This window comes from Rhizobium sp. NLR22b, from assembly GCF_019685295.1.
In the GTDB taxonomy this organism is placed as follows: Bacteria; Pseudomonadota; Alphaproteobacteria; order Rhizobiales; family Rhizobiaceae; genus Rhizobium.
In genome coordinates, this window is the sequence record NZ_JABDWM010000002.1 from 114534 (window position 1) to 137584 (window position 23051).

Below are 23051 nucleotides of genomic sequence, written 5' to 3' on the forward strand. Positions count from 1 at the left end.
TGAAGAGCGTCCCCAACGACGGTAGCTAACTGCTTTTTTCGGGCTTGCACAAGCCGGTCCCGCGCGCCCGGCTCCGGGCGTCAGTATGTTTTTGAGAAGTAAGCCTAAGGCAGAAACAGCACGTTGTACTGATCGAACTCTTCAGGCAGGTCCCGCACCTTCATCTCTTCCTCGCGGTCCTCGAAGAGCACGAGACAATCCTCGTAGAACCCTGACAGCATCGCTATGAAGGCCTTCGTTCCCTCGCGCCCGTAGAACAGCGGCGTGAATTCCATATGAAGCGGCACGCGGCGGGAAAGCAGCGGCTGCATCGAGCGGCAGGCGACCGGCTCGTAGCCTTCGATATCCATCCACACAAGGCCGATTGCGGCCGGATCGATCGAGAGGCCGGCGAGGATTTCGGAGACCGGCTTCACCGGCACGCTGATCTTCCGGTCGATCGGGCTCTGGCGGATGGCGCTGCTCTTGCCGTGATTGTTGAGGTTGAGAAAAAAGTCGATCTCGCCTGCGTGCTCGCCGGCGGCGCAGTTGACGAGCCGAACCTTCTCCTCCAGCCGGTTCTGGCGAATGTTGAGTTCAAGCAGCGGGAAATTGCGCGGATCGGGCTCGACACTGACGATGTTGGCGTAGGTGCCGCTCAAGGCGAAATAGACGGTCTGGGTGCCGATATTGCCGCCGATCTCGAGCAGCGTCGCATCCTTTCTGAGCAGGCCGCGCTCGCGCAGGATGACGATCAGCCGGTCGACGGCGTCGCGCTCGAAATGGCCCTTGCGGAAGACCTTGCGGCCGATATAGTCGGCGGGCGAGAAGGTCATCAGATGATCACCGGCATCGACCGTCATCGAGACGACGCGCGGGCCGATATTCTCGATCAGCAAGCGACGGCCGAGGCGAGTGTCGAAGAACCGCGAGGCGGTTCTATTGCGCGCCTTGCGTAGCCGGCGGCTCCAATATTTGGCGGTGAGCCAGGGCTTGCCGGGCATCAGACATTTCCTTCGAGCGGTTCTGCCGCTTTCTCTCTCGGAATGACATAAACTTTCAAGGGCAGGGCGCGGCCGCGCACGCTGATTTCACGGCTTTCGACGTCGGCAAGGTCGGCGCCGGCAAGCCGCGCCACCGGCTCGGAGAAGACGATCGCCGCGTCGAATTCCTTGGCCGCGCTTTCCAGCCGGCTCGCGACATTCACCGTATCGCCGATCGCCGTCATGCTGCGCACCCGGCCATAGCCCATCGTGCCGACGACGGCCGGCCCGGCGTGGATGCCGATGGCGATCCGCAGCGGCAGCGTCAGCTCTTCGGCCAGTTCGGCGGCGAGTTTCTCGATCCCCGCGACGATCGCCGCGGCGGCGTCGAGCGCCTGGCGGCATGCTTCTTCCGGCGCGGCGTTGAGGCCGAAGAGCGCCATGGCACCGTCGCCGATGAACTTGTCGAGCCGGCCGCCGGCCTGTTCCACCGCCTTGCCGATGATGGCGAAATAGCGGTTCAGCAGGAAGACGACGTCGAAGGGCAGGCGCGTTTCCGTCAGCGTGGTGAAATGACGGATATCGACGAAGAGCACGACGATCTCACGCTCACGGCCGGGGCTCGTCTCCTGGCTGTTGGCAGGCAGAGCCGCCTCCTCCGCCGGAACCAGGAGAGGCGCGACCGCGATCTCGGCATTCGGTCGAAGCTGGCAGGCCAGCCGCACGTCAGGGCCGGCATTGATGCGTTTCAGTGTCGTCTGCTCCAGCTTGTCGGGCGGCGGCAGCTTCTGGTAATCGCCGAGGATCTGCACCCGGCAGGTTGAGCACTGGCCCTTGCCGCCGCACACCGAATAATGCGGCAGGCCGCCGAGGCGGCTCGCCTCCAGCACGGTGAAGCCCCGCGGCACGCGGATCACTTCGCCACCCGGATAATGCACCGCGACCTGATCGAGACGCTCCTTCAGCCTGCGCTGGGTGCGGGCGGCAACGACGATGATCAGCGAGGCCGAGAAGGCGCCATAGAGCCCGGCGCGAACCATGGCGATCTGACTGCGAATCTCAGGATCGGAGACATAGTGAGAGTTCACGGTCGTCGCGTAAGGCTCGATCGCGGTCAGTTGGTAGGCGGGGTCGGCGAGGGTGCGGCCCATTTCGACAAAACCGAGCAGCGACAGCACCGGCACAAGGATCGCCAGCGCCAGCAGCAGCGGTGCGAAATCGCCGTACCAAGGGCGGTAACGCAGCCAGTAATGGATGCCGATGCAGCCATGGATCCACACCGCGAGAAGGCCGAATGCCTGGCGCACCCCCGTCGCCGGCGTCCGCAGCCACAACATGCCGACGATCGTCTCGTAATTGTCGATATAGCCGTAGAGTTCATGCGCGATGCGGGTGCCGATGACGTGATCGATGAGAAGCAGCGGGATCAGCAAGCCGAGCACCATCTGAGCTGCTTCTCCCTTGGGCATGACCAGGCTGCGCCTGATGTAGATGGCGCGCAGCACCAGGGCCATATGGACGAAGACGGATCCATAGAACAGAACGGTGCCGACGGGATTGCGCCAGACAGCCAGGAAAAGATGGCGGGCCTTATCGGCTGCGGCGATCGAGACGAGTCCGAGCGCATGGTTCGACAAATGCAAGAGAACGAAGACAAAGATAACCAGCCCGGAACCGAGCCTTGCCCTTCTGATCGAGCGTTCCGAAAAAATCCCTGTGACCGAGGCCGTCGTCATTCATTCCCGTTCTTGTCGATGCAATCGCAGGCCCATAGAGATGGGGAAGGAGGCGGAATTGCTTCCATTGCGATCACATTGCATATGCTTATGCGCAAGTTTTCGGGAAGGCAGCAATAAGGGATTTTTTCGCCTCCGGGCACGATGCCGCGCACCATGGGAAGGTTCAAGGCGACCGCATGCTGCATGTGCCTGATCTGGTTATGAACTCGAATGATCTATGATGCCTGTGAATACCGATTGGAAACAGTGTGTCTATGTGAGGGATCGCATGCGGGTCGCCTTCTATGCGCCGATAAAATCACCGAACCACCCGGTGCCCTCGGGCGACCGGCTGATGGCGCGGCTGCTGATCCGGGCATTGCAGCTTGCCGGGCATCAGGTCGAGGTCGTCTCCGAATTCCGTACCCATGCTGCGACGCCCGAGGCGGCGGCAGCGCTCGAACCCGCGATCTCAGCCGAATTGGCGCGGCTGCGGGCGAAATGGCAAGAAGAGCCTCGGCCGGATCTCTGGTTCTGCTACCACCCCTACTACAAATCCCCCGATCCCTTCGGGCCGGCGATTTCGGCCGAATTCGCCATTCCCTATGTCACCGCCGAAGCTTCTTATGCGGCAAAACGCGATAAGACCGATTGGGCGGCCCGGCAGAAGCGCGTGGGCGAGGCGGTCATGCAGGCGGCGGTCAATATCGGCTTCACCGAGCGCGACCGGGCCGGGCTCCGCTCCGCCTTTCCGCAGGCGCGGCTTGCGGCTCTCAAGCCGTTCATCGATCCGGCGCTGTTCGAGGCGGTGCGCCCGGCGCCCGATCGCAGCCGGCTGATGACGGTCGCGATGATGCGGGCCGGCGACAAGATGGAAAGCTTCGCGATGCTCGCGAAAGCATTGCGGCTGATCGGAGACCGGCCATGGACGCTTTCGGTCATCGGCGATGGGCCGATGCGCCAGGAGGTGGAGGCGCTGTTCGCCGGCCTTTCCGGCCGCATCGAATGGCTGGGCGAGCAAGGTGAGGCTGAGATCGCCGGCCTGCTCGCGCGTGGCGGCATCTATGTCTGGCCCGGCTGCGGCGAGGCCTATGGCCTTGCCTATCTCGAAGCCCAGGCCGCCGGCCTGCCTGTCGTGGCGCAGCAGACGGCGGGCGTGCCCGCCGTGGTCGAGGCCGGCGTCACCGGCCTGCTGACGCCGGAGGGCGATGTCGCCGCCTATGCCGCGGCTGTCGCGGCCCTGCTCGGCGACGGGCGGAAACGCGACGCGATGGGGCAGGCAGCGCGGCGCTTCGTGCTCGGGGAGCGCTCGCTCGCGATGGCTGCCGGCGCCCTGGACGGGATTTTGCGCAAGGCGCAGGAACAGGAGTGAGATGATGAGCCGAGGGATGAGCTGGGAACCGCTGCGCCGGGAGCTCGACCGCTGGCGCGCCGCCGGCCGCGTGGCGCGGTTCTGGCTGCGCGACGACGATGCCGTCGAGCCGACGCCGGATCTGGAGCGGCTGCTGTCACTGACCGGCGCGAACGGAATTCCGCTGACGCTTGCCGTCATTCCCGGCCGGACCGGCGAAGCATTGGCGGCGCGGCTGGCGGCAGAGGCGAGCGTCGCTGTCGCTGTGCATGGCTGGTGGCATACGAACCACGCCGGACCTGAGCGCAAGAAGCAGGAACTCGGCGGCGAACGCCCGCCCGAGGTGGTGCTCGGCGAGTTGCGTGAGGGACTACAGCGCCTGAAGCGGCTCCATCCGGCTCGCTTCCTGCCGGTGCTGGTGCCGCCGTGGAACCGGATCGACGCCGCGCTCATCCCGGCATTGCCCGACCTCGCCTTTGCGGCGCTTTCGGTTTACGGGCGGGCAAGAGAGGGCGGGCCGATCCCGCTTCTCAACACCCATGTCGACATTATCGACTGGCACGGCACGCGCGGCGGCCGCGACGAGGAGGAGCTGGTGGCCGAACTCGTCGCCGAACTCCGCGACCGGTTTGCCGGCAGCGACGAGCCGATCGGCGTGCTCACCCACCATCTCGTCCATGATGCGGCCGCCTGGGATTTCCTGTCGGCCTTGTTTGCGCTGACGGCCGATCATCCTGCCGTCTCCTGGTCGTCGCCGGGCGCACTTCTCAAAGCTTAGCGCGAAGGAGCGATCAGCCGGCGTGAACGCGCCCGAGGAAGTCCCGCATCAGGGCTGCGACCTCTTCGAGATGCGTCTCGAGCAGCCAATGCCCGCCATCGAGCAGATGCAGTTCGGCATCCGGCAGGTCGCGGAGGTAGGCGCGTGCCGACTCTTCCGGCATATAGTGGTCGTTCGGCCCCCAGACGATCAGGGTCGGCGGCCGGTTTTGCCGGAGATATTTCCGGTGCTCGGGAAACCAGGCGCGGTTCTCCTTCAATCCGGCGATCAGGTCGATGGCGATTTCCGTGCGCCGCGGCGTGACCAGCGACCAGTGCAGCCTCCAGAGATCCGGCGGGATCGTTTCGGCCAGAGGCGGCGGCAGGTCGTTGAGGAATTCCTCCCGGAACATCTCCTCGCTGATTGCTTCCGCCAGCGCCTTCCTCATCTCCGCGCGCGGTAGCGCCCAGGTCGCCTCGATATCCGCATATTTCGGGCCAAGCGCATCCTCATAGGGAATATCGCCATTCTGGATCATCAGCGCCACGATGCGGCCAGGGTTTCTGATGGCCAGCCGCGCTCCGATCGGCGAGCCGAAATCGTGGAGATAGAGGGCGAAGCGGTCGACACCGAGCGCGTCGATGAAAGCCTCCAGCCAGGCGGCATAGCCGTCGAAGCTGTAGTCGAAATCGTCGGGCGTGTCGCTATAGCCCGCGCCGGGGAAATCCGGGGCTATCAGGCGCCAGCGGTCGGCAAGGCGCGGCATGAGATTGCGAAATTCGTAAGAAGAGCAGGGATAGCCGTGTGGCAGAAACAGGACCGGTGCGTCCGGCGGGCCGGCCTCGCGGTAAAAGGTCTCGATGCCTGAGATCGTAACGAACCTATGCCGGACGAGCGTGGCGAGGCTCACGTTCGGTCCTCCTCATACTGCTCGGCGCCCTCCACGGGTCGCAGCCACGTTTCGCGGCGTTTGATCCACAGTTCATAGCGCGGCACCAGCGGCGTCGGCGCCTGCGAGAGGATGCCGAGCTTGATCTCCGCCTCCTGGTCATCGGCGGAAAACAGCCGCGAACCGCAGCCGGTGCAGAAGCGCCGGCCGTGAAATTCGCCCGTTTCTCCGGAATGTTCGAACCGCCCGGCGGGCCAGATTCCATAAAAAGTAAAGGCCGAACCGCTTTCCTTTCGGCAGTCGGTGCAATGACAGATGCCGACACGCAGCGGTTCGCCTCGCACAGAAAGCTGCACCTGCCCGCAAAGGCATTGTCCGGAGAGCACGGTCATGGCTGATACCCCGTTTCATCGATCTTGCGCTGCCGGGGAAACGGTCGGACCCGACATCTGTTCCGTCAGCAAGGCGCGAACGGACGTCGTCTTGCGCGCCCGCAGGAGACTCGGTGTCCTAGATCACCACGGTCTGGTTGTCGCGCGCGGCGAAGGCGCCGGGGAAGGCGGCCTCAGCCTGCGCTTCCATCTCGGCCAGCTGTTCGTCCGTGCGGGAGGGCGCATGGTGGAACAGGGCGAAGCGCTTGGCGCCGGCCATTTTGGCGAGCTCGGTGCCGTGCTGCCAGGTCGAATGACCGAAGCCCTTGAAGCGCTGCATCTCATCTTCATTGTAGGTGCAATCGTAGACGACGAGATCGGCGCCCTGCATCATCTCCAGCGAGACCGGATCATAGCTGCCTGGAATATGCTCGATATCGTAGATGAGAGCGATGGAACGGCCTTGCCATTCGATGCGGTAGCCGATGGCGCCGCCTGGATGGTTCAGCGTGAAAGTCCTGATCTCGATGCCCTCGTGCGGGGTCAGAACCTGGCCGGGATGGAAATCGCGGAAGTTCATCGTCGCCTGACAGATATCTGTCTTGACCGGAAACCAGGGCGGGCTGATGAACTGCTCGACCATTTCCCGCGTGCTCATCTTGCCGTCGAGATGGCCGGACCAGATGTTGACGTTGATCGAGGGATAATAGATCGCCTTGAAGAAGGGCAGGCCGATGATGTGGTCGTAATGGCAGTGGCTGAAGAACAGATCCACGTCGCTGACGCCGTCGGCGAGCAGCGACAGTCCCGCCTCGCGCAGGCCCGAACCTGCGTCGAAAAGCAACCGATGTTTTCCGCAACGAATCTCGATGCAGGAAGTGTTACCGCCGTAGCGATCGAACTCGGGGCCCGATACGGGAATACTGCCGCGGACGCCCCAAAATTTTATCTGAAACAGTTCTGTCGTCATCGTTTTTCAAACCGGCCTTCCCGCATCGCCATCGTAATCATAGTTTATCCCGATGCGAAGCAGCAGAATTCCACGAGTTTGCCTGCGCCCCCTTTCGTTCTCCTAACCGCTAGCGGAAGAAGAAGTATATTCTCCTAAGCAATCGGCTTTCGCTTCGGAAAGCAACCCGGTATGGTTGGTTTTCGGTAAATGGGCTGCTCGGGCGGGGCGTTTTCCGCAAGTCATGCCTATTAGATGGTTGCGCGCGATCGAAAATGCAAATCGCCGCGCTCGCGCTGGAGCCCCTGACGAACGGGCTTACCACAGCGCTGGCCGCGGCTGCGATCTCAGGCCGTCCCAAGCCGCTTGATATTTCCGATCAGCTCTCCGGCAAGCCGCAGGCTGGCGGCGGTTGCCATGGTCATCTGCGGCAGCAGCAGCCATTCCAGCGTCCAGGCCGCTCCGGAGCGTTCCTGTTCATGGACAAGCGACTGATGGATGCCGGAGAGCGCCGTGGCGTTGAAGCGGGCGAGCGAGACCAGGACTTCGGCGGCAACCGGATTCTGCTTGTGCGCCATGGCCGACGAGGCGCCGCCGCCTGAGATTTCGATCTCGCCGCCCATCTCGGCAAGCAGCGCGATATCCTGTCCCATCTTGCCGAGGCTGCCCGAAATCGAAGCGAACAGGCCGGCGATATCGGCGATCGGCAGGCGCGCGCTTTGCCATTGCCTGATATCGGTGAGGCCGAGCTCCTGGGCGAGCGAAGCGCGGATTGCGGTGGCCTGTGGCCCGAGCTTGTCGAGCGTGCCGGCAGCACCGCCGAACTGGACGGGAAAACTCTGCTCGGTCAGGCGGTCGCGATAGGTCGCGAGCGGCGGGCGCCAGGCATCGAGACGGTCGCGGACGCTGATGGCGATCGCCGCCTGCATGCGGGTATGCCCCATCAGGCGGTTGCGGCCGAACCGCCGGTCGAGCCCGTCGAGCGCTGCGAGGATCGAGGAAAGCCGGCCGGCAAACAGGAAGACCACCGCCTTCAGTCGGATCATCAGGCTGGTGTCGATGACGTCCTGGCTGGTGGCGCCGAGATGCAGGTTTTTGCCGGCTTCCTCGCCGACCTTGGCGCGCAGCTGCTTGACGAGGTCGGGGACGATGACGCCGTCCTTCGCCGTTGCCGCGCGAAGGCTGGTGAGGTCCGGAGAAAAACCTGCGCAGGCTTCGGCGATCTTCCTTGCGGCTTCGCCGGGAATGACACCGTGCGCGGCCTCCGCCCTGGCGAGCGCGGCTTCGAAGGAGAGCATGGCGCGGATATCGGCTTCGGCGGAAAAATAGGGCGCGATTTCGATATCGCCGAGAAGGCCGGAGAGGAAGGGATGGTCGAAGGGCGATGCGGTCATGGGGGTCTCTATTCGAGCATTTCAGACAAAGTGCAGGGGTGGGCGCCGACCCGACCCATCCTTCGAACCCCCCGGAGAGAGGGCAGGGTGAGGGGGCTGCTTGCTAAGAGCTCTCCTTACAAATAGCCGTCGACCTTCAAATATCCAGAAACACGGTCTCCTTCGGCCCCTGCAGGTGGATGTCAAAACGGCAGATCGCGCCGTCGCGGCCGGCGACCATGGTGGCGACGCGTTCGCGATGTTCGATACGGGCAAGCAGCGGGTCGCTGGCGTTGGCCTCCGTCTCCTCCGGAAAATACATCCGCGTATGCAGGCCGATATTGATGCCGCGGGCGACGATCCAGAAGGTGATGTGCGGCGCCTGTCTGCGGCCGTCCTTGAAGGGAACGCGGCCGGGCTTGATCGTCTCGAAGCTGTAGACGCCATCGTCGGCGCTGGTCGGGCAGCGGCCCCAGCCGGCGAAGTTCGGGTCGGCGGCGCCGCGCATTTCCGAGGGGCTGTTGTAGAGGCCGGCGCTGTCGGCCTGCCAGATCTCGACGACGGCATCGCGCACCAGCGCGCCCGCCCCGTCGAAGATGCGCCCGGTGACGGTGATGCGTTCGCCGAGCGTTTCGTCATTGAGCATCGCGGCGCCGAGATCGCTGTCGTAGACGCCTGTGATGTCGCAAAAATTCGGCGTCAGGCCGATATGGACATAGGGGCCGGCGGTCTGCGACGGGGTTTCCTTGAGATAGCCGAGCTGCTGCATGGTCAGTTGCCCTCCAGCCTGTTTTCGAACATCGTCGAGCGGCGGCCCCGCAGCACGATGTCGAATTTATAGGCGCGTGAATCCATCGGAATCGTATTGCCCCAGTCGAGCGGCGCGATCAGCTGCTCGATCGCCGCCTTGTCCGGGATCGTGCCGACGATCGGACATTTCCAGATCATCGGATCGCCCTCGAAATACATCTGGGTGATCAGGCGCTGTGCGAAGCCGTGGCCGAAGATCGAGAAGTGGATATGGGCGGGGCGCCAGTCGTTGACGCCGTTCGGCCAGGGATAGGCGCCCGGCCGCACGGTGCGGAAATGGTAGCGGCCTTCCTCGTCGGTGATGGCACGGCCGCAGCCGCCAAAATTCGGGTCGATTGCCGCCAGATAGGTTTCCTTCTTGTGGCGGTAGCGGCCGCCGGCATTGGCCTGCCAGAATTCGACCAGCGCGCCGGCCACTGGCTTGGCGCGTTCGTCGAGCACGCGGCCGTGGACGATGATGCGCTCGCCGATGGCGCTTTCGCCGGGCCGCGCATAGTTCAGGATCAGGTCGTTGTCGAGTTCGCCGATCAGCGAATGGCCGAAGACCGGCCCGGTCGTCTCGGAGATCGTGCCGTCGAGCGACAGCAGTGCCCGTTGGGGCGCGCGCAGCACCGAGGTTTTGTAGCCGGGGGTCAGGGCCGGCGCATGCCAGGCGCGGTCGCGGGCGAAGAAGGCGCCGGTCTCCGGCTTTTGGTTGGGTCGTTCGGACATCTCTCTCCCTCAGGCCGCCTTCTCGGCGTCCATCTCTGCAAAGGCCTGCTTGGCAATCTTGATCGCGTGGTTGGCGGCGGGGACGCCGGCATAGATCGCCACATGCAAGAGCGCCTCGCAGATATCCTCGCGGCTTGCTCCCGTATTGGCAGTAGCGCGCACATGCATGGCGACCTCGTCATCCTGGCCGAGTGCGGCGAGCAGTGCGATGGTGATGATCGAGCGCTCGCGCTTGGTCAGCGCCGGGCGCGACCAGACATGGCCCCAGGCGGCTTCGGTGATCAGCTCCTGGAAGGGACGGTCGAACTCGGTCGTTGCCGCTGCGGCGCGTTCGACATGGGCGTCGCCGAGCACGGCGCGACGGGTCGCCATGCCCTGTCGGTAACGCTCGGAGGAGGCGGTCTCGTTCATCGGTTGGTGTCTCCAGGTGGGATGCCAGGGGGGATGGATGTGAGGAAGGCGCGGATGATCGCCGTCAGCGCTTCCGGCTGCTCGACGCAGGGAATATGGGCGCAGTCGGCGATCACCTCGTAGCGGGCGCCGGGGATAAGCCGCGCCGTGGAGAGCACCAGATCGGGCGGGGTCGAGCCGTCCTGGTCGCCGACGATGCAGATTGTCGGCACAGCAATCGACTTGGCCGCTTCGGTGAAATCTGCGTCGCGGATCGCTTCGCAGGCGGCGAGGTAACCCTCGACCGGCTGGCGTGTCAGCATGTTGCAATAGCCGGAATAGGCGGTGTTCTCGGGCCGGCGGAAGGAGGGCGTGAACCAGCGCTCCATGACGGCGTCGACGATGCTGCCGATGCCATCTTTCTTGACGGCGGCAATGCGGGCGTTCCAGCTCTCAGCCGTGCCGATCTTGTGGGCGGTGTCGCAAAGAATAAGGGCGCCGACGAGATCCGGCCGGCGCTGCGTCAGCGACTGGGCGATGAGGCCGCCGACCGACAGGCCGCAGATGACCGCATTTTTCACTGACAGCAGGTCGAGCAGGCCGGCAAGATCGGTCGCATGGTCCTCGATCGACGAGGGGAGCTGGCCGACGTCGGAAAGGCCGTGGCCGCGTTTATCGTAAAGCACGATGGCGTGATCGCCGGCCAGTCGTACGACGACGTCGCGCCAGATGCGGAAATCCGTCCCGAGCGAATTGATGAAGACGATCACCGGCCGGTCGGCGGGCGCGCCGATAAGCTGATAGTGGATCGTCACGTCGTTTATGCGGGCGAATTGCACGTTACGTCCTCCTTGTTCAAGTCCGAGCACCCCACCTCCGTCATCCTCGGCTCAAGGCCGAGGATGACGGAGTGTGGGCTTGGCTTTCCCGTCAAACTCGCCACACCTCTTGGCGTCAAGACTGAATGGTTGATCCGGTTAAGTAAAATGATATTTTAAGGCATTTCGATAACCTTGGAGTTAAGTGATCGATGGTCGACAGCCGCGTCAAGTTTCGCCATCTGCAGACCTTTGTCGAGGTGGCGCGGCAGAAGAGCGTCATGAAGGCGGCGGAGTTGCTGCATGTCAGCCAACCGGCGGTGACGAAGACGATCCGCGAGTTGGAACAGGTGCTCGGCGTCGACGTCTTCGAGCGCGACGGCCGCGGCATCAAGATCACTCGTTATGGCGAGGTTTTCCTGCGGCACGCCGGCGCGGCGCTGACGGCGCTGCGCCAGGGTCTCGATTCCGTCTCGCAGGAGCAGTTCGCTGACGCGCCACCGATCCGCATCGGCGCCCTGCCGACGGTCTCATCGCGCATCATGCCGCGGGCGATGGAACTCTTCCTCAAGGAGAAAACCTGGAGCCGGGTGAAGATCGTCACCGGCGAGAACGCCGCGCTGCTGGAAGAGCTTCGTGTCGGCGATCTCGACCTGGTCGTCGGGCGCCTCGCCGGCGCTGAAAAGATGGCGGGCTTCTCCTTCGAGCATCTTTATTCAGAACAGGTGGTGTTTGCCGTCCGCCGCGGCCATCCGCTGCTGAACGGCCGGCAATCGCTGTTTGCAGGTTTCGCCGACTATACGGTGCTGATGCCGACACGCGGTTCGATCATCCGGCCGGTTGTCGAAAATTTCCTGATCGCCAATGGCGTCTCCAGCCTGCCGGACCAGATCGAGACGGTGTCGGATTCCTTCGGCCGCGCCTTCCTCAGGTCAAGCGACGCGATCTGGATCATTTCGAACGGTGTGGTAGCAGGCGATGTCGCCGATGGACGGCTGGCGCTGCTGCCGATCGACACCGGCGAAACCAGGGGGCCGGTCGGGCTGACGACGCGCGCCGATGCCGTGCCGTCGGCGCCGCAATCGATCCTGATGCAGACAATCCGCGAGGCGGCGCGGGAGGTTTCCTGAAGCCCCCCTCCAACGCTTGCTATTTGCCCAGATCTGGATTAAATCTAGTTCAAGACGGGAGATTCCTATGCAGCAGGCAAGACGCAGAGAGCAAGAGCCGGAGCGGCTGGACACGGAGCGGTTTGCACCTGCCAATCGAAGGCGGCTGAGCCCGCCGGCGTTGCGAACCTTTTTGGCGATCGCCGATCTCTGGGGGCTCACCGAAGAGCAGCGTTTGCTCGTGCTCGGCTATCCCTCCCGCTCGACCTATCACAGCTGGGCAAAGCAGGCGCGTGAGCACGGCGCTTTTACCCTCGACGTCGATGCGCTGACCAGGATCTCCGCCGTGTTCGGCATCCATCAGGCGCTTGGCGTGCTGTTTGCCGACGAACGCGCCGGTATCGCCTGGCTGCGCACGCCGCATCAGGCGCCGGTTTTCGGCGGCCATCCGCCGCTCGATATCGTCACAAGCGGAACTCAGGACGGGCTGATGACCGTGCGCCGGTTTCTGGACGGCGCGCGCGGCGGGCTCTACATGCCGCCCAATAGGCTCGACGAGGCCTTCACGCCTTACGAAGACGCGGACATCGTCTTCCGGTGAGCGATCGTTTTGCCGAGGCGCCGCATCCGTCCCATCGGCTGATCCCGTCGCAATTTCCGCCGATCGGTCTGTTCGATACGGTGACGAGGGCGGCGGATCTCGAAGCCGTGATGGAACTTGTGGGATGGACCAATGATCGGCTCGTGGCCGACCGCCTTCGGCGGCTTCCCGAAAACGAGTGGGTCTACGGCAGTCCGAACGCCAGTATCGTGATGGCGGCGTTCCTCCATGTCGCACCCGGCGGCATGCGCTTCAACGGGCCCGATCTCGGCGCCTGGTATGCCGCCGACAATCTGAAGACAGCCGCGGCTGAAGTCGGCCATCATCTCCGGCGCGAGGCTGTGGCGCGCGGGGTGGCGACGATGGCGCGCACCTATCGCAGCTACGCCGCCACCCTGATCGGCGACTATCTCGACATTCGCGGCGAACAGGCGCTGCGACCGGATGTCTATGACGGCACGAGCTATGCGGCGTCGCAGGTGCTCGGCGAAGACGTGCGCTCGAGCGGCGGTGCCGGCATCCTCTATGACAGTGTGCGGCTGAGGGGCGGGGTGAACGTCGCGGCGCACCGGCCGAGGAATATCCGCGATGTGCTGCAGGCAGATCATTTCGAAATCACCGTTTTCGCCGCCGACCGGCGCATCGATGTCAGGAAGCTGGCAGTCCGGCGGCGACCGACTGCCGCAAGGTAGACGTTAAACCGGCAGGCGCTCGGCCCATGCCTTTGCCGTCTTTGCCATCGTCGCGAGGTGATCGGCAGCGGAGAAACCGGAAATTTTCTTGCGCGGCTTCAGGTCGTGATCCCCGTCCTCGAGCCAGAGGACCTCGATCCTGTCGGAGAGGTCGTAGCCCGGCACTTCGTCCTTCGTGCCGAACTCGTCGCGTGTTCCCTGGCAGATCAGTGTGGGCGTCTTCAGGCCCAAGAGATGGCTGGTGCGCAGCTTGTCCGGCTGGCCGGGTGGATGGAAGGGATAGCCGAGGCAGAGCAGGCCGGCGATCCTTCCCCTGTCATAGAGACCGTCGGCGACCATGCTCGCAACCCGTCCGCCCATCGACCTGCCGGCGATGATGAGAGGACCGCCAGCGTCGAGCGCGGCAATCGCCGCCTCATATTCGGGGTTAAGGGTTTCGGCGCGCGGCGGCGGCTTGCGCCCTTCCGCAGTGCGGCGGGCGGCCATATAGGCGAATTCGAACCTGGCGACGCGAAAGCCGACGCCGGCAAGCGCGTCGGCCGCCGCTGTCATCGAAGCCGAATCCATCGGCGCGCCGGCGCCATGGGCAAGAAGGATGGTGAAGCGCGCATCCTGCGGCCCCTGCAGCAAAAACCTTTCAAGCATCGGCAATCCTCCATCCGCCGCCGGAACCATGTCGGCAGCCCGGGCTTCTTCCCTGGAAAGGAGACAGACAATGTCGACGAATGATGAAAACGTAAAGCCCGAGCAGCGCCGTCCCAAGGACGTCAATGCCGTACCCGGCGAGCCGGAACCCGCCGACGCCGAATCGATGGCGCCGCCGGCCGTGCAACCGGCTGGGGAGGGCGATAAAAGCGAGCGGCCGGTGGTCAATCCGGTGACCGGCGCCGCCCTTTAGCGGCCGCTCGCTAAAGATGATGCAAAAACCCCTTGAAACGGCGAATGCAAGCGTCCATATAGCGGCTCTGCCTGAAAAATGGATGCGCCCGGTATCGACGTCGTCGAGCTGTTCGCTGTCCGACAGGATAAGGGCGCTCCCCGCAAGGGTCGAGCGCCCTTTTTGCTTTTCCGACGTCGCGTGGAATCACGGCTTGGGTTTGCATTGGTGGCGATAGCGAGCAACTCCCACCATAATCTATAGAGCATTTCGGAATCCCGAAATTGGCTGCGTCGTTGAAATCGTTCAATTTTATTCCACGGGCACATGGCTGAAAAGGCGTCGAATTTCGGAATCCCGAAGCGGGCGGATTTCGGGAGTCCGAAGTGGGATTTTTTTCGCGCCGGTGTTCTCGCCGAGCGAGGATTATCCCATCTCCCGCGTGCTCGCCGTCAGAAAATCGATGAAGGTACGGACCTTGGCCGAGAGATATTTGCGGCTCGGATAGACGGCGTAAAGCGTGCTGTTGAAACCGAGCATAATGGCCGGCAGCACGATCTCCAGGCGGCCTGCCTCGATATCCTGCTCAGCCATCCATGTCGGCAGGAAGGCGAGGCCCATGCCGCGCAGGGCCGCCAGGTGCATAATTGTCTCGTTGTCGCTCTGCATCACCGTGCGGAAGGTGATCTTGTGTGGTCCGTCCGGACCTTCCAGCGACATGCTTTCCCCAAAATTGACACCGGAGTAGCGAAGCAGTGCGTGGCCGTTGAGCTCGCCGACGTTTCGGGGCCGCCCGGTTCGCTCGAGGTAATCCGGCGAGGCCATGAGACGGAACTGCACGTTCGTCAGCGGGCGGGCGACGAGGCCCGGATCGAGCCGGTCCTGCGACGTTGCCCGCAGCGCCAGATCGAAACCTTCGTCAACCAGGTTGACCAGCCGGCCGCTGAGATCCAAGTCCAGGCAGACATCGGGGTAGCGCCGGTTATACGCTGTCAGCATGTCGGTAAAATAGTTGGTTGCCGCCCAAACCGGCGCACTCAGTTTCAGCATGCCGCGGGGAGCGACCGTCACATTCCCGATGGCGTCTTCCACCTCGTCCAGCCGTTCGAGCATCTCCCTGGTCTGGTTGAAGTAAAGCTGCCCTGTCTCCGTCAGGCTGACGTGCCGGCTGGTTCGGTTGAGCAGCCGCGTGCCCAGCCGGTTCTCGAGCTGCATCACATGCTTGCTCGCCATTGCCGGTGAAACGCCCAGGCGATCGGCAGCAGCGGTGAAGCTTTTCAGTTCGGCGACGGTGCAAAACACCCGCAGGCTCGTCAACGTATCCACTGATCATCAACACCCAGGAAATGGTTCTTCAATATCTGCCACGTTGATCAATAATGGAGAAAAAATCAAAATCTTCCTATCGAAGCGCTGCCCAATGCTCGCGACAATGATGCCCAAGGACAATTCCGGTGACAAATTCCAGACTCCCGACTTATTTCGTCAGCCATGGCGGTGGTCCCTGGCCCTACATGACAGGAGAATTCCGTCGCAACTTCGACGTGCTCGAACGGTCGCTGGTCGACATGCGCGCTGAACTCGGCGATGCGCCGAAGGCGATCCTCGTGATCTCGGGGCACTGGGAAGAGGAAGGTTTTGTCATATCGTCGGGCGTCAAGCCGGGCATGGTCTACGACTATCACGGCTTTCCCGAACACCTCTATCACATCACCTACAATGCCCCCGGTTCGCCTGATCTCGCAGACCGCGTGCAGCATCTGCTGCGGGCGAGCGGCATCGAAGCGGCGCTTGATCCGACGCGTGGTTACGATCACGGCACGTTCAGCATCATGAAGCCGCTCTATCCGGAAGAGAACATCCCTGTCGTGCAGCTTTCGCTGGATACGGGTTATGATCCGGCGCTGCACATCAGCGCCGGCCGGGCGCTGGCGCCCTTGCGTGACGAGGGCGTCCTGATCATCGGCAGCGGTCTCAGCTATCACAATCTTTCGGCCATGCGCGGCACCGGCGGATATGAGCCGTCCCGCCGCTTCGACGCCTGGCTTCAGGAAACACTGGTTCACGCAGCCTGCGACAAGCGCACCGAGCGGCTGATCGAATGGCAGCAGGCGCCGGCCGCCCGGGCGGCGCATCCGCGCGAAGACCACCTCATCCCGCTGATGGTGGTCGTCGGCGCCGCCGAGAACGAAGCCGGCGCCACCACCTATCACCAGAAGGATTTTGCCGGCGGGCTCACCGCATCGAGCTTCCGTTTCGGCCGCGCCCCCTCAACCCCCCGATCACATGGAGATGCGCAATGACCGGCGAAATCTTCAAGCCGTCTTCGCCATGTCGATAAGGCTCTGGAAAGAAACCAGGAACTCAGAAGGCGGCCTCCGCCGCCTGACCTCCCATCAACCTCATTGGAGAAACTCGATGATCAATACCGGCAAATGGACGCCATACATTCTCGCACTTCTGCGCATCATGGCGGCCTTACTCTTCCTCGAACATGCCACAATGAAGTTTCTGCAGTTTCCGGGTCCGATTCAAGGCGTACCCTATCCGCTGCCCGCCCTCCTGCTGGTTGCAGGCGCAATCGAGGTGATCACCTCTGCTCTGATGCTCGTCGGATTTCAAACGCGCATCGCCGCATTCATCGCGTCGGGCGAAATGGCTGCCGCCTACTTCATGGGCCACACGCCGTATGGCTTCTGGCCGGCGCTGAACATGGGCGAAGGTGCCATTCTGTTCTGCTTCATCTTCCTCTACATCGCCTTTGCCGGCGGCGGAGCCTGGACGCTCGACAACGCGCGTCCCCCCGCCACGGCCTGAGACGGCATCATCCGGGAACCGCCTGTGCCCGGCAGCCGGGCATAGGCGCAAACGAAACGCTAGAAAATCTGGAGGCGCAATGAAAGCGGCACTTCTGAAATCCTATGGTGATGTCGATCAGTTCGAAATCGCGGATCTTCCGGCGCCGAAGCCCGGACCGGGCGAAGTCCTGATCAAGATCGAGGCATCCGCCGTCAACCCCTTCGATCTCATTCTCCGCCAGGGCTTCATGGCGCAGTACATCCCGCTTCCACTGCCGGCCGTGCTCGGAGGTGACGCCGCCGGCACCATCTCGGCACTCGGCGAAGGTGTGACCGGTTTTGCGGTCGGCGACCGGGTGGTCGCCGATTGTGCCGCAAACGGCAGAGGCGCGCATGCGGAATTTGGTGTCGTTCCCTCGACATCCATCGCAAGGCTGCCGGCCGCACTCGGCTTCGAGCAGGGCGCCTCGCTGGTCAAGGCAGGTCTTACCGGCAGGCAGACCGTCGAAGCGCTCGGCGTCAAGGGCGGCGACCGGGTTCTCGTTTCCGGCGGCCTCGGCACGGTCGGACGGTCCGCCATCCAATATCTCAAACAGATCGGCGCCAGGCCGGTTGCCGGCGTCCGGCCCGAGCGGCTGAACGAAGGCCAGGAGCTGGCGGGCGAAGCGCTCGACATCACGGTTCCCGCCGCAAGCCCGAGTTTCGATTATGCGATCAGCACCGCCGGCCCGGTGGTCGGCAACCTCATCGGTCATGTCCGCGACGGTGGCACAGTTGCGAGCATCGTTCCGGTGCCGGAAGGCGCCAACGCCGGAAACCGCGTTATCATCCGCGAACTCTACCATCGCACCGACGCGGCCATGCTTGACGCTGTTCTGGCGTCCGCCGCCAGCGGTGACTTGGTGATCCCGATTTCCCATACCTTCACCCTGGAGCAGATCGGCCTTGCCCAGAACGCGGTTGCGGCAGGTGCTCCCGGGAAGGTCGTTCTCAAACACTGAAAAGCAGACAAGCGGCACCGCATCACGCGAACGGTTGCACCGGCATGACGTTCTTCATGCCGGTCGTTTCGGTCGCTTAGGTGGTTTTCTGTTCCATTCCTCCTCAAAGGCGGATTTTTCCCGCCGGTCCTGTCGATTTTCGCATCTGAGGATCGTCTTCCTAACGATGTGCTGGAAATCCGTTGCGATCGCGGCACATCCTTTGAGCGCCCGAGACGCGCGACGACAGAAGGAGGATATGTGATGGATGATCAGCAGCTGGTACCCGCCGCCGTACTCGCGGCCAAGAATGGCGTTCGTTTCCCGAATGAAAGCGAGCAATATCGTATCGCCCGCGACGCGCTGCTGGCCGAGGAGATCGAATTGCGCCGCCATATCGAGCGCGTGGCGAGACAGCGCCGGGCGCTGCCGCCGGGCGGCGAGGTGAAGAAGGATTATCGCTTCGAAGGCGCCGGCGGGCCGATATCCTTCAGCGAACTCTTCGCCGGCAAGGACACGCTGATCGTCTACAGCTACATGTTCGGCCCTGAACGCGAGCGTCCATGCCCGATGTGCACCTCGCTGCTGTCGGCCTGGGATGGCGAGGTGCCCGACATCCAGCAGCGCGCCGCCCTTGCGGTCGTTGCACGCTCGCCGATCGGAAAGCTGCTTGCCTTCAAGAAGGAACGCGGCTGGCATCACCTGCCGCTCTATTCCGACACGACCGGCGATTACAGCCGCGACTACCACGCCATCGGCAAAGGCGGCGATGATGACCCTGCCTACAACGTCTTCACGCGGCGCGACGGCACCATCCGCCACTTCTGGAGCCAGGAAATGGGCGACGTCACCTCCGATCCCGGCGAGGACCCGCGCGGCGCACCCGACCTGATGCCGCTCTGGACACTGATCGACACGACGCCGGAAGGCCGGGCGCCGGACTGGTATCCGAAGCTGTCCTACTGACGGTTTTAGCGCGTGCTGCGTCAGCCGGTGGAGCGGTTTCTGGAGGTCTCGATCCATTCGAGATTGGTGACCGAAGCCTCCGGCAGCAGCGATGGATCGAGATCGTAGACATAGCCGCTCAGCATGTCGGCGGCCCGTTCGGCCGCCTTGATCTTCGCCTCGGTTTCCGCGACCGCCTTGGAGATCGCTTCGATGCGGGCGCGGAACATATGGGCGAGCACATCGCGGCCGGACTGCTTTTCCAACCGCTCCAGATGCAGGCCCACGCGTGAGGCGTGGCGTTCCAGCTCGCTCTTGCTGAACCGCGCCTTGCGTAGTTCCTCGGAGAGGCTTTCCTGCATGACGGCGACCGGATCGAAACTTCCCGGCGCCCGCTCGTCGAGCACGGCGTCGGTCACGAGCTTCTCGATCATCACAAGCGCCTGCAGCTCGGCCGCATCGGCGAACTCGACGTCATAGCCGGTGTCGTCATAGACCTTACGGCGGACCGGATCGAGCAGCAGCGCATAGGCCTTCTGCAGATTGTCGAAGGCTTCCGTATCGCCGCCCGAATCAGGATGGGCGACTTTGGCAAGGCGCCGATAGGCAGCCTTCAGCTTCGCCTCGTCCGCATCGCGTTCAACGCCGAGAATATCGTATGGATCCGTCACACCTGCTCCCTTGCCGCCCTGGATGTCACGGGCAGTCTAGGTCTTCTTCTGCATCAGAAGGGCAAAGTTTAGACCGAAAGCAGGAATGGCGTCCATGGCCTGATATCGCGACCGGCGCTGCGAGCGCCCCGATTTGTTCCGAAATCGATTGAGTTCTCAAACCATTAACGTAAAATCAGTGGGTGGCGATCGAGATAAGATAACATCCGGCCTCGCCGTCGATATCAAGCGCGATTGCCGTCATATCCTCGATCAGCAGCGCGTCGCCGGCCGAAAGCGTCCCGGTCTCGCCGGACCGGCGGAATGACACGCTGCCGCGATGGCAGAGGAACAGGCATGTCCGCGATGGCAACGGCACGCGCACCGCGGCGTCGATCTCGATTCGGGTGAGGCTATGGGTGAGACCGCCCCGGCGCGTCATGACGTTGAGGTCGGTGATCGCGCCGTCTTCGAGCCTGGCGATGACGGGGATGTCAGCCGGGAAGACAAGGGGGGCGCTTTGCGTCGTCAGCAGCGTCGGGGCGCGGCCGTCGATCTCGAGCACCATGCCATTGCCGTCGAGGATCGCCAGCGTCCGGTCGATGCCCGGGAAAATCGAGAACGCCCCGTTTTCCGCGACCGCCGCCATACTGATGCGCCAGTCGAAATCGTCGATCGAGGCGCCAGGCGGGGAGACGGCGATCTCCACCGTCACCCCCTTGCCGTTCTTCCACGGCATGCGTTTGTAATCGCCGGCGCGCAGGATCTTCACGAGGCTCAGTTCCCGAGAATGCCGGGCAGGCGCAGACCCTTGTCGCGGGCGCAGTCGAGGGCGATATCGTAGCCGGCATCGGCGTGGCGCATGACGCCGGTCGCCGGGTCGTTCCAGAGCACACGCTCGAGACGCTTTGCCGCATCGTCGGTGCCATCGGCGCAGATGACGACGCCGGAATGCTGGGAGAAGCCCATGCCGACGCCGCCGCCATGGTGCAGCGACACCCAGGTGGCGCCCGAGGCGGTGTTGAGCAGCGCGTTCAGCAGCGGCCAGTCGGAGACGGCGTCGGAGCCGTCCTTCATCGCCTCGGTTTCGCGGTTCGGCGAGGCGACCGAACCCGAATCGAGGTGGTCGCGGCCGATGACGATCGGCGCGGAAAGTTCGCCGTTTTTGACCATTTCGTTGAAGGCCAGCGCCAGGCGGTGGCGGTCGCCGAGGCCGACCCAGCAGATGCGCGCTGGCAGGCCCTGGAAGGCGATGCGCTCCTTGGCCATGTCGAGCCAGTTGTGCAGGTGGGTATTGCCGGGGGTCAGCTCCCGCACCTTGGCATCGGTCTTGTAGATATCCTCCGGATCGCCGGACAAGGCGGCCCATCGGAAGGGGCCGATACCGCGGCAGAACAGCGGTCTTATATAGGCCGGCACGAAACCGGGGAAGGCGAAGGCGTTTTCCAGGCCTTCTTCCTTGGCGACCTGGCGGATGTTGTTGCCGTAGTCGAGGGTCGGGATGCCGGCGTTCCAGAAAGCGATCATCGCCTCGACATGTTCGCGCATCGAAGCGCGCGCGGCCTTTTCCACCGCCTTCGGATCGCTTTCGCGCTTGGCCTTCCACTCAGCCATCGTCCAGCCCTTCGGCAGATAGCCGTTGATCGGGTCGTGGGCCGAGGTCTGGTCGGTGACGATGTCGGGGCGGATACCGCGGCGGACCATTTCCGGCAGGATTTCGGCGGCATTGCCAAGCAGGCCGACGGATTTGGCTTCGCCGGCCTTGGTCCAGCGGTTGATCATCTCGAGCGCTTCGTCGAGCGTCTCGGCCTTGGCGTCGAGATAGCGGGTGCGCAGGCGGAAATCGATCGAGTCGGGGTTACATTCGACGGCGAGGCAGCAGGCGCCGGCCATGACGGCGGCGAGCGGCTGGGCGCCACCCATGCCGCCGAGGCCGCCGGTCAGGATCCATTTGCCCTTGAGATTGCCGTCGTAGTGCTGGCGGCCGGCCTCGACGAAGGTCTCGTAGGTGCCCTGGACGATGCCCTGCGTGCCGATATAGATCCACGAGCCGGCTGTCATCTGGCCGTACATGGCAAGGCCCTTCTTATCCAGCTCGTTGAAATGATCCCAGGTCGCCCAGTGCGGCACGAGGTTGGAGTTGGCGATCAGCACCCGCGGCGCATCCTTGTGGGTGCGGAAGACGCCGACCGGCTTGCCGGATTGGACGAGCAGGGTCTCTTCTTCTGTCAGCGTCTTCAGCGTCGCGACGATCCGGTCGAAATCCTCCCAGGTGCGCGCGGCCCGGCCGATGCCGCCATAGACGACGAGTTCGTTGGGATTTTCGGCGACGTCGGGGTCGAGATTGTTCATCAGCATGCGCAACGGCGCTTCGGTCATCCAGCTCTTGGCATTGAGCTCGTTGCCGCGGGGCGCACGGATTTCGCGGATATTGTGGCGTGGATTGCTCATGGCGGTTCCCCTGTCGAGTGATCGTTATCGTTTCAGGCCTGGCGCGATCTGCTCGATGCGCACCAGAATGTCTTTGAGATGGACGCGAAGCCTGTCCGCTTTCGTAGTGTCGTAGGCAAATGGCGGCGCCTCGCTCTGCAGATGGGTCGATTGCGCGAGCTCCATCTGGATCGCATGCACGCCGGTCTCGGGCCGGCCATAATGGCGGGTCGTCCAGCCGCCCTTGAAGCGGCCGTTAAGCACGCTGTCATAGCCTTCTGCGGCTTCGACGCCGGTCAGCGTCGCCTGCTCGATGGCGCCGTCGCATGTCCTGCCCATATCGGTGCCGATATTGAAATCCGGCAGCTTGCCTTCGAAGAGGAAGGGAATGTGCGAACGGATCGAGTGGCAATCATAGAGGATCGCCACGCCATGCATCGTTCTGACGCGCTCGATTTCGGCGGCAAGGGCGGCATGATAGGGCGCATGAAAGTCCGTCAGCCGCGCCGCGATATCGGCCTCGTCAGGCGCCTGCCCATCCTTCCAAATCGCCTTGCCGTCGAAGTCGGTTTCCGGGACGAGGCCTGTGGTGTTCTGGCCAGGATAAAGGCTGATGCCCTGGGGATCGCGGTTGGCGTCGATCACATAGCGGTGGAAGGTGGCGCGCACGGTCGTCGCGTCGGACAGCAGGCCATCATAGAGCTCGTGGATGTGCCAGTCGGTATCGGCGAGGATCCGGCCATTGTCGTTGAGGCGATCGTAAATCGTCGGCGGCACGTCGGTGCCGGTATGGGGGAAGGCGAGGATGACGGGGGAGGTGCCTCGATGGATTTCATATGGTTCGGTCATAGGCAAAGAGCTCCGGCGTCT

26 protein-coding genes are annotated in these 23051 nt (G+C 63.5%); 10 read left to right on the top strand and 16 right to left on the bottom strand.

All coding sequences use genetic code 11. The features are described from left to right. Window positions 1-104: 104 nt before the first annotated feature. On the bottom strand, window positions 105-983 hold the full coding sequence (locus tag HJC00_RS04235) for an FkbM family methyltransferase (protein ID WP_210632515.1): 879 nt from the start codon (window positions 981-983) through the stop codon (window positions 105-107). Further along, window positions 983-2698, bottom strand: coding sequence for an adenylate/guanylate cyclase domain-containing protein (locus HJC00_RS04240; protein WP_221163662.1), 1716 nt, complete (start codon window positions 2696-2698; stop codon window positions 983-985). Before HJC00_RS04240 ends, HJC00_RS04235 begins: the two co-directional genes overlap by 1 nt. A 271-nt stretch (window positions 2699-2969) precedes the next feature. On the opposite strand from HJC00_RS04240, the gene HJC00_RS04245 reads away from it, so the two are divergent. Both HJC00_RS04245 and HJC00_RS04250 read left to right on the top strand, forming a co-directional pair. Beyond that, window positions 2970-4052 carry a glycosyltransferase family 4 protein gene (locus HJC00_RS04245; protein WP_210632517.1) on the top strand — a complete coding sequence of 361 codons (1083 nt, stop codon included), beginning with the start codon at window positions 2970-2972 and terminating at the stop codon, window positions 4050-4052. Window positions 4053-4056: 4 nt separating this feature from the next. Then, window positions 4057-4809 (top strand): polysaccharide deacetylase family protein, encoded by a 753-nt coding sequence (locus HJC00_RS04250; RefSeq protein ID WP_221123101.1) that lies wholly within the window; start codon window positions 4057-4059, stop codon window positions 4807-4809. A gap of 13 nt (window positions 4810-4822) precedes the next feature. On the opposite strand, the gene HJC00_RS04255 is transcribed toward HJC00_RS04250, so the two are convergent. The 8 genes from HJC00_RS04255 to pcaD form a co-directional block, all read right to left on the bottom strand. Further along, window positions 4823-5698: an alpha/beta fold hydrolase gene (locus HJC00_RS04255; RefSeq protein WP_221123102.1), complete on the bottom strand. Its 876-nt coding sequence runs from the start codon at window positions 5696-5698 to the stop codon at window positions 4823-4825. Next, window positions 5695-6069, bottom strand: coding sequence for a GFA family protein (locus tag HJC00_RS04260; RefSeq protein WP_210632520.1), 375 nt, complete (start codon window positions 6067-6069; stop codon window positions 5695-5697). Before HJC00_RS04260 ends, HJC00_RS04255 begins: the two co-directional genes overlap by 4 nt. Before the next feature lie 118 nt (window positions 6070-6187). Further along, window positions 6188-7018: an MBL fold metallo-hydrolase gene (locus HJC00_RS04265; RefSeq protein WP_210632521.1), complete on the bottom strand. Its 831-nt coding sequence runs from the start codon at window positions 7016-7018 to the stop codon at window positions 6188-6190. Between the two features lie 326 nt (window positions 7019-7344). Next, on the bottom strand, window positions 7345-8391 hold the full coding sequence (locus HJC00_RS04270) for a 3-carboxy-cis,cis-muconate cycloisomerase (protein WP_210632522.1): 1047 nt from the start codon (window positions 8389-8391) through the stop codon (window positions 7345-7347). Between the two features lie 136 nt (window positions 8392-8527). Further along, a complete protein-coding gene (pcaG, locus tag HJC00_RS04275) occupies window positions 8528-9139 on the bottom strand; it encodes a protocatechuate 3,4-dioxygenase subunit alpha (protein ID WP_221144872.1) in 612 nt (203 codons plus the stop codon). 2 nt (window positions 9140-9141) lie between these two features. Beyond that, window positions 9142-9891 (bottom strand): protocatechuate 3,4-dioxygenase subunit beta, encoded by a 750-nt coding sequence (gene pcaH, locus HJC00_RS04280; protein ID WP_210632526.1) that lies wholly within the window; start codon window positions 9889-9891, stop codon window positions 9142-9144. 9 nt (window positions 9892-9900) lie between these two features. After that, complete coding sequence (pcaC, locus tag HJC00_RS04285; RefSeq protein ID WP_210632527.1) at window positions 9901-10302, bottom strand: 4-carboxymuconolactone decarboxylase; 402 nt, start codon at window positions 10300-10302, stop codon at window positions 9901-9903. Beyond that, complete coding sequence (gene pcaD / locus HJC00_RS04290; RefSeq protein ID WP_210632529.1) at window positions 10299-11120, bottom strand: 3-oxoadipate enol-lactonase; 822 nt, start codon at window positions 11118-11120, stop codon at window positions 10299-10301. The genes pcaC and pcaD overlap by 4 nt, the downstream gene beginning before the upstream one ends. A 191-nt stretch (window positions 11121-11311) precedes the next feature. Here pcaD and pcaQ point away from each other — a divergent pair, with 191 nt between their 5' ends. The 3 genes from pcaQ (at window position 11312) to HJC00_RS04305 (ending at window position 13501) form a co-directional block, all read left to right on the top strand. Further along, window positions 11312-12229: a pca operon transcription factor PcaQ gene (gene pcaQ, locus HJC00_RS04295; protein WP_210632530.1), complete on the top strand. Its 918-nt coding sequence runs from the start codon at window positions 11312-11314 to the stop codon at window positions 12227-12229. A 67-nt stretch (window positions 12230-12296) separates the two neighbouring features. Next, on the top strand, window positions 12297-12809 hold the full coding sequence (locus tag HJC00_RS04300) for an MbcA/ParS/Xre antitoxin family protein (RefSeq protein WP_210632531.1): 513 nt from the start codon (window positions 12297-12299) through the stop codon (window positions 12807-12809). Next, on the top strand, window positions 12806-13501 hold the full coding sequence (locus HJC00_RS04305; protein ID WP_221153283.1) for an RES family NAD+ phosphorylase: 696 nt from the start codon (window positions 12806-12808) through the stop codon (window positions 13499-13501). Before HJC00_RS04300 ends, HJC00_RS04305 begins: the two co-directional genes overlap by 4 nt. Window positions 13502-13504: 3 nt before the next feature. On the opposite strand, the gene HJC00_RS04310 is transcribed toward HJC00_RS04305, so the two are convergent. Continuing rightward, the gene (locus tag HJC00_RS04310; protein WP_210632539.1) at window positions 13505-14146 is read right to left on the bottom strand and encodes an alpha/beta fold hydrolase; all 642 of its coding nucleotides are present in this window, start codon (window positions 14144-14146) and stop codon (window positions 13505-13507) included. Window positions 14147-14216: 70 nt separating this feature from the next. Here HJC00_RS04310 and HJC00_RS04315 point away from each other — a divergent pair, with 70 nt between their 5' ends. Continuing rightward, window positions 14217-14399, top strand: coding sequence for a hypothetical protein (locus tag HJC00_RS04315; RefSeq protein WP_221163663.1), 183 nt, complete (start codon window positions 14217-14219; stop codon window positions 14397-14399). A gap of 405 nt (window positions 14400-14804) precedes the next feature. Here HJC00_RS04315 and HJC00_RS04320 read toward each other — a convergent pair whose 3' ends face one another. After that, a complete protein-coding gene (locus HJC00_RS04320; RefSeq protein ID WP_221163664.1) occupies window positions 14805-15704 on the bottom strand; it encodes a LysR family transcriptional regulator in 900 nt (299 codons plus the stop codon). 128 nt (window positions 15705-15832) lie between these two features. Here HJC00_RS04320 and HJC00_RS04325 point away from each other — a divergent pair, with 128 nt between their 5' ends. The 4 genes from HJC00_RS04325 to HJC00_RS04340 all read left to right on the top strand — a co-directional run bounded on the left by HJC00_RS04325 (window position 15833) and on the right by HJC00_RS04340 (window position 19122). After that, window positions 15833-16681, top strand: a complete 849-nt coding sequence (locus HJC00_RS04325; protein WP_221163665.1) for a class III extradiol ring-cleavage dioxygenase — start codon at window positions 15833-15835, stop codon at window positions 16679-16681. A gap of 115 nt (window positions 16682-16796) precedes the next feature. Continuing rightward, entirely contained in the window at window positions 16797-17195 is a 399-nt protein-coding gene (locus HJC00_RS04330; protein WP_086083302.1) for a DoxX family protein, read from the top strand. A 79-nt stretch (window positions 17196-17274) separates the two neighbouring features. Continuing rightward, window positions 17275-18177 carry an NADP-dependent oxidoreductase gene (locus HJC00_RS04335; protein WP_221163666.1) on the top strand — a complete coding sequence of 301 codons (903 nt, stop codon included), beginning with the start codon at window positions 17275-17277 and terminating at the stop codon, window positions 18175-18177. Window positions 18178-18420: 243 nt separating this feature from the next. Further along, window positions 18421-19122, top strand: coding sequence for a DUF899 family protein (locus HJC00_RS04340; protein WP_221163667.1), 702 nt, complete (start codon window positions 18421-18423; stop codon window positions 19120-19122). 20 nt (window positions 19123-19142) lie between these two features. Here HJC00_RS04340 and HJC00_RS04345 read toward each other — a convergent pair whose 3' ends face one another. The 4 genes from HJC00_RS04345 to hutG all read right to left on the bottom strand — a co-directional run bounded on the left by HJC00_RS04345 (window position 19143) and on the right by hutG (window position 23030). After that, window positions 19143-19772 (bottom strand): J domain-containing protein, encoded by a 630-nt coding sequence (locus HJC00_RS04345; RefSeq protein WP_011427926.1) that lies wholly within the window; start codon window positions 19770-19772, stop codon window positions 19143-19145. Between the two features lie 175 nt (window positions 19773-19947). Then, entirely contained in the window at window positions 19948-20523 is a 576-nt protein-coding gene (locus tag HJC00_RS04350) for a HutD family protein (RefSeq protein WP_221163668.1), read from the bottom strand. A gap of 5 nt (window positions 20524-20528) precedes the next feature. Further along, window positions 20529-22202 carry a urocanate hydratase gene (gene hutU, locus HJC00_RS04355; protein ID WP_210632547.1) on the bottom strand — a complete coding sequence of 558 codons (1674 nt, stop codon included), beginning with the start codon at window positions 22200-22202 and terminating at the stop codon, window positions 20529-20531. A 24-nt stretch (window positions 22203-22226) separates the two neighbouring features. Further along, window positions 22227-23030 carry an N-formylglutamate deformylase gene (gene hutG / locus HJC00_RS04360; RefSeq protein WP_221163669.1) on the bottom strand — a complete coding sequence of 268 codons (804 nt, stop codon included), beginning with the start codon at window positions 23028-23030 and terminating at the stop codon, window positions 22227-22229. Window positions 23031-23051 lie beyond the last annotated feature (21 nt).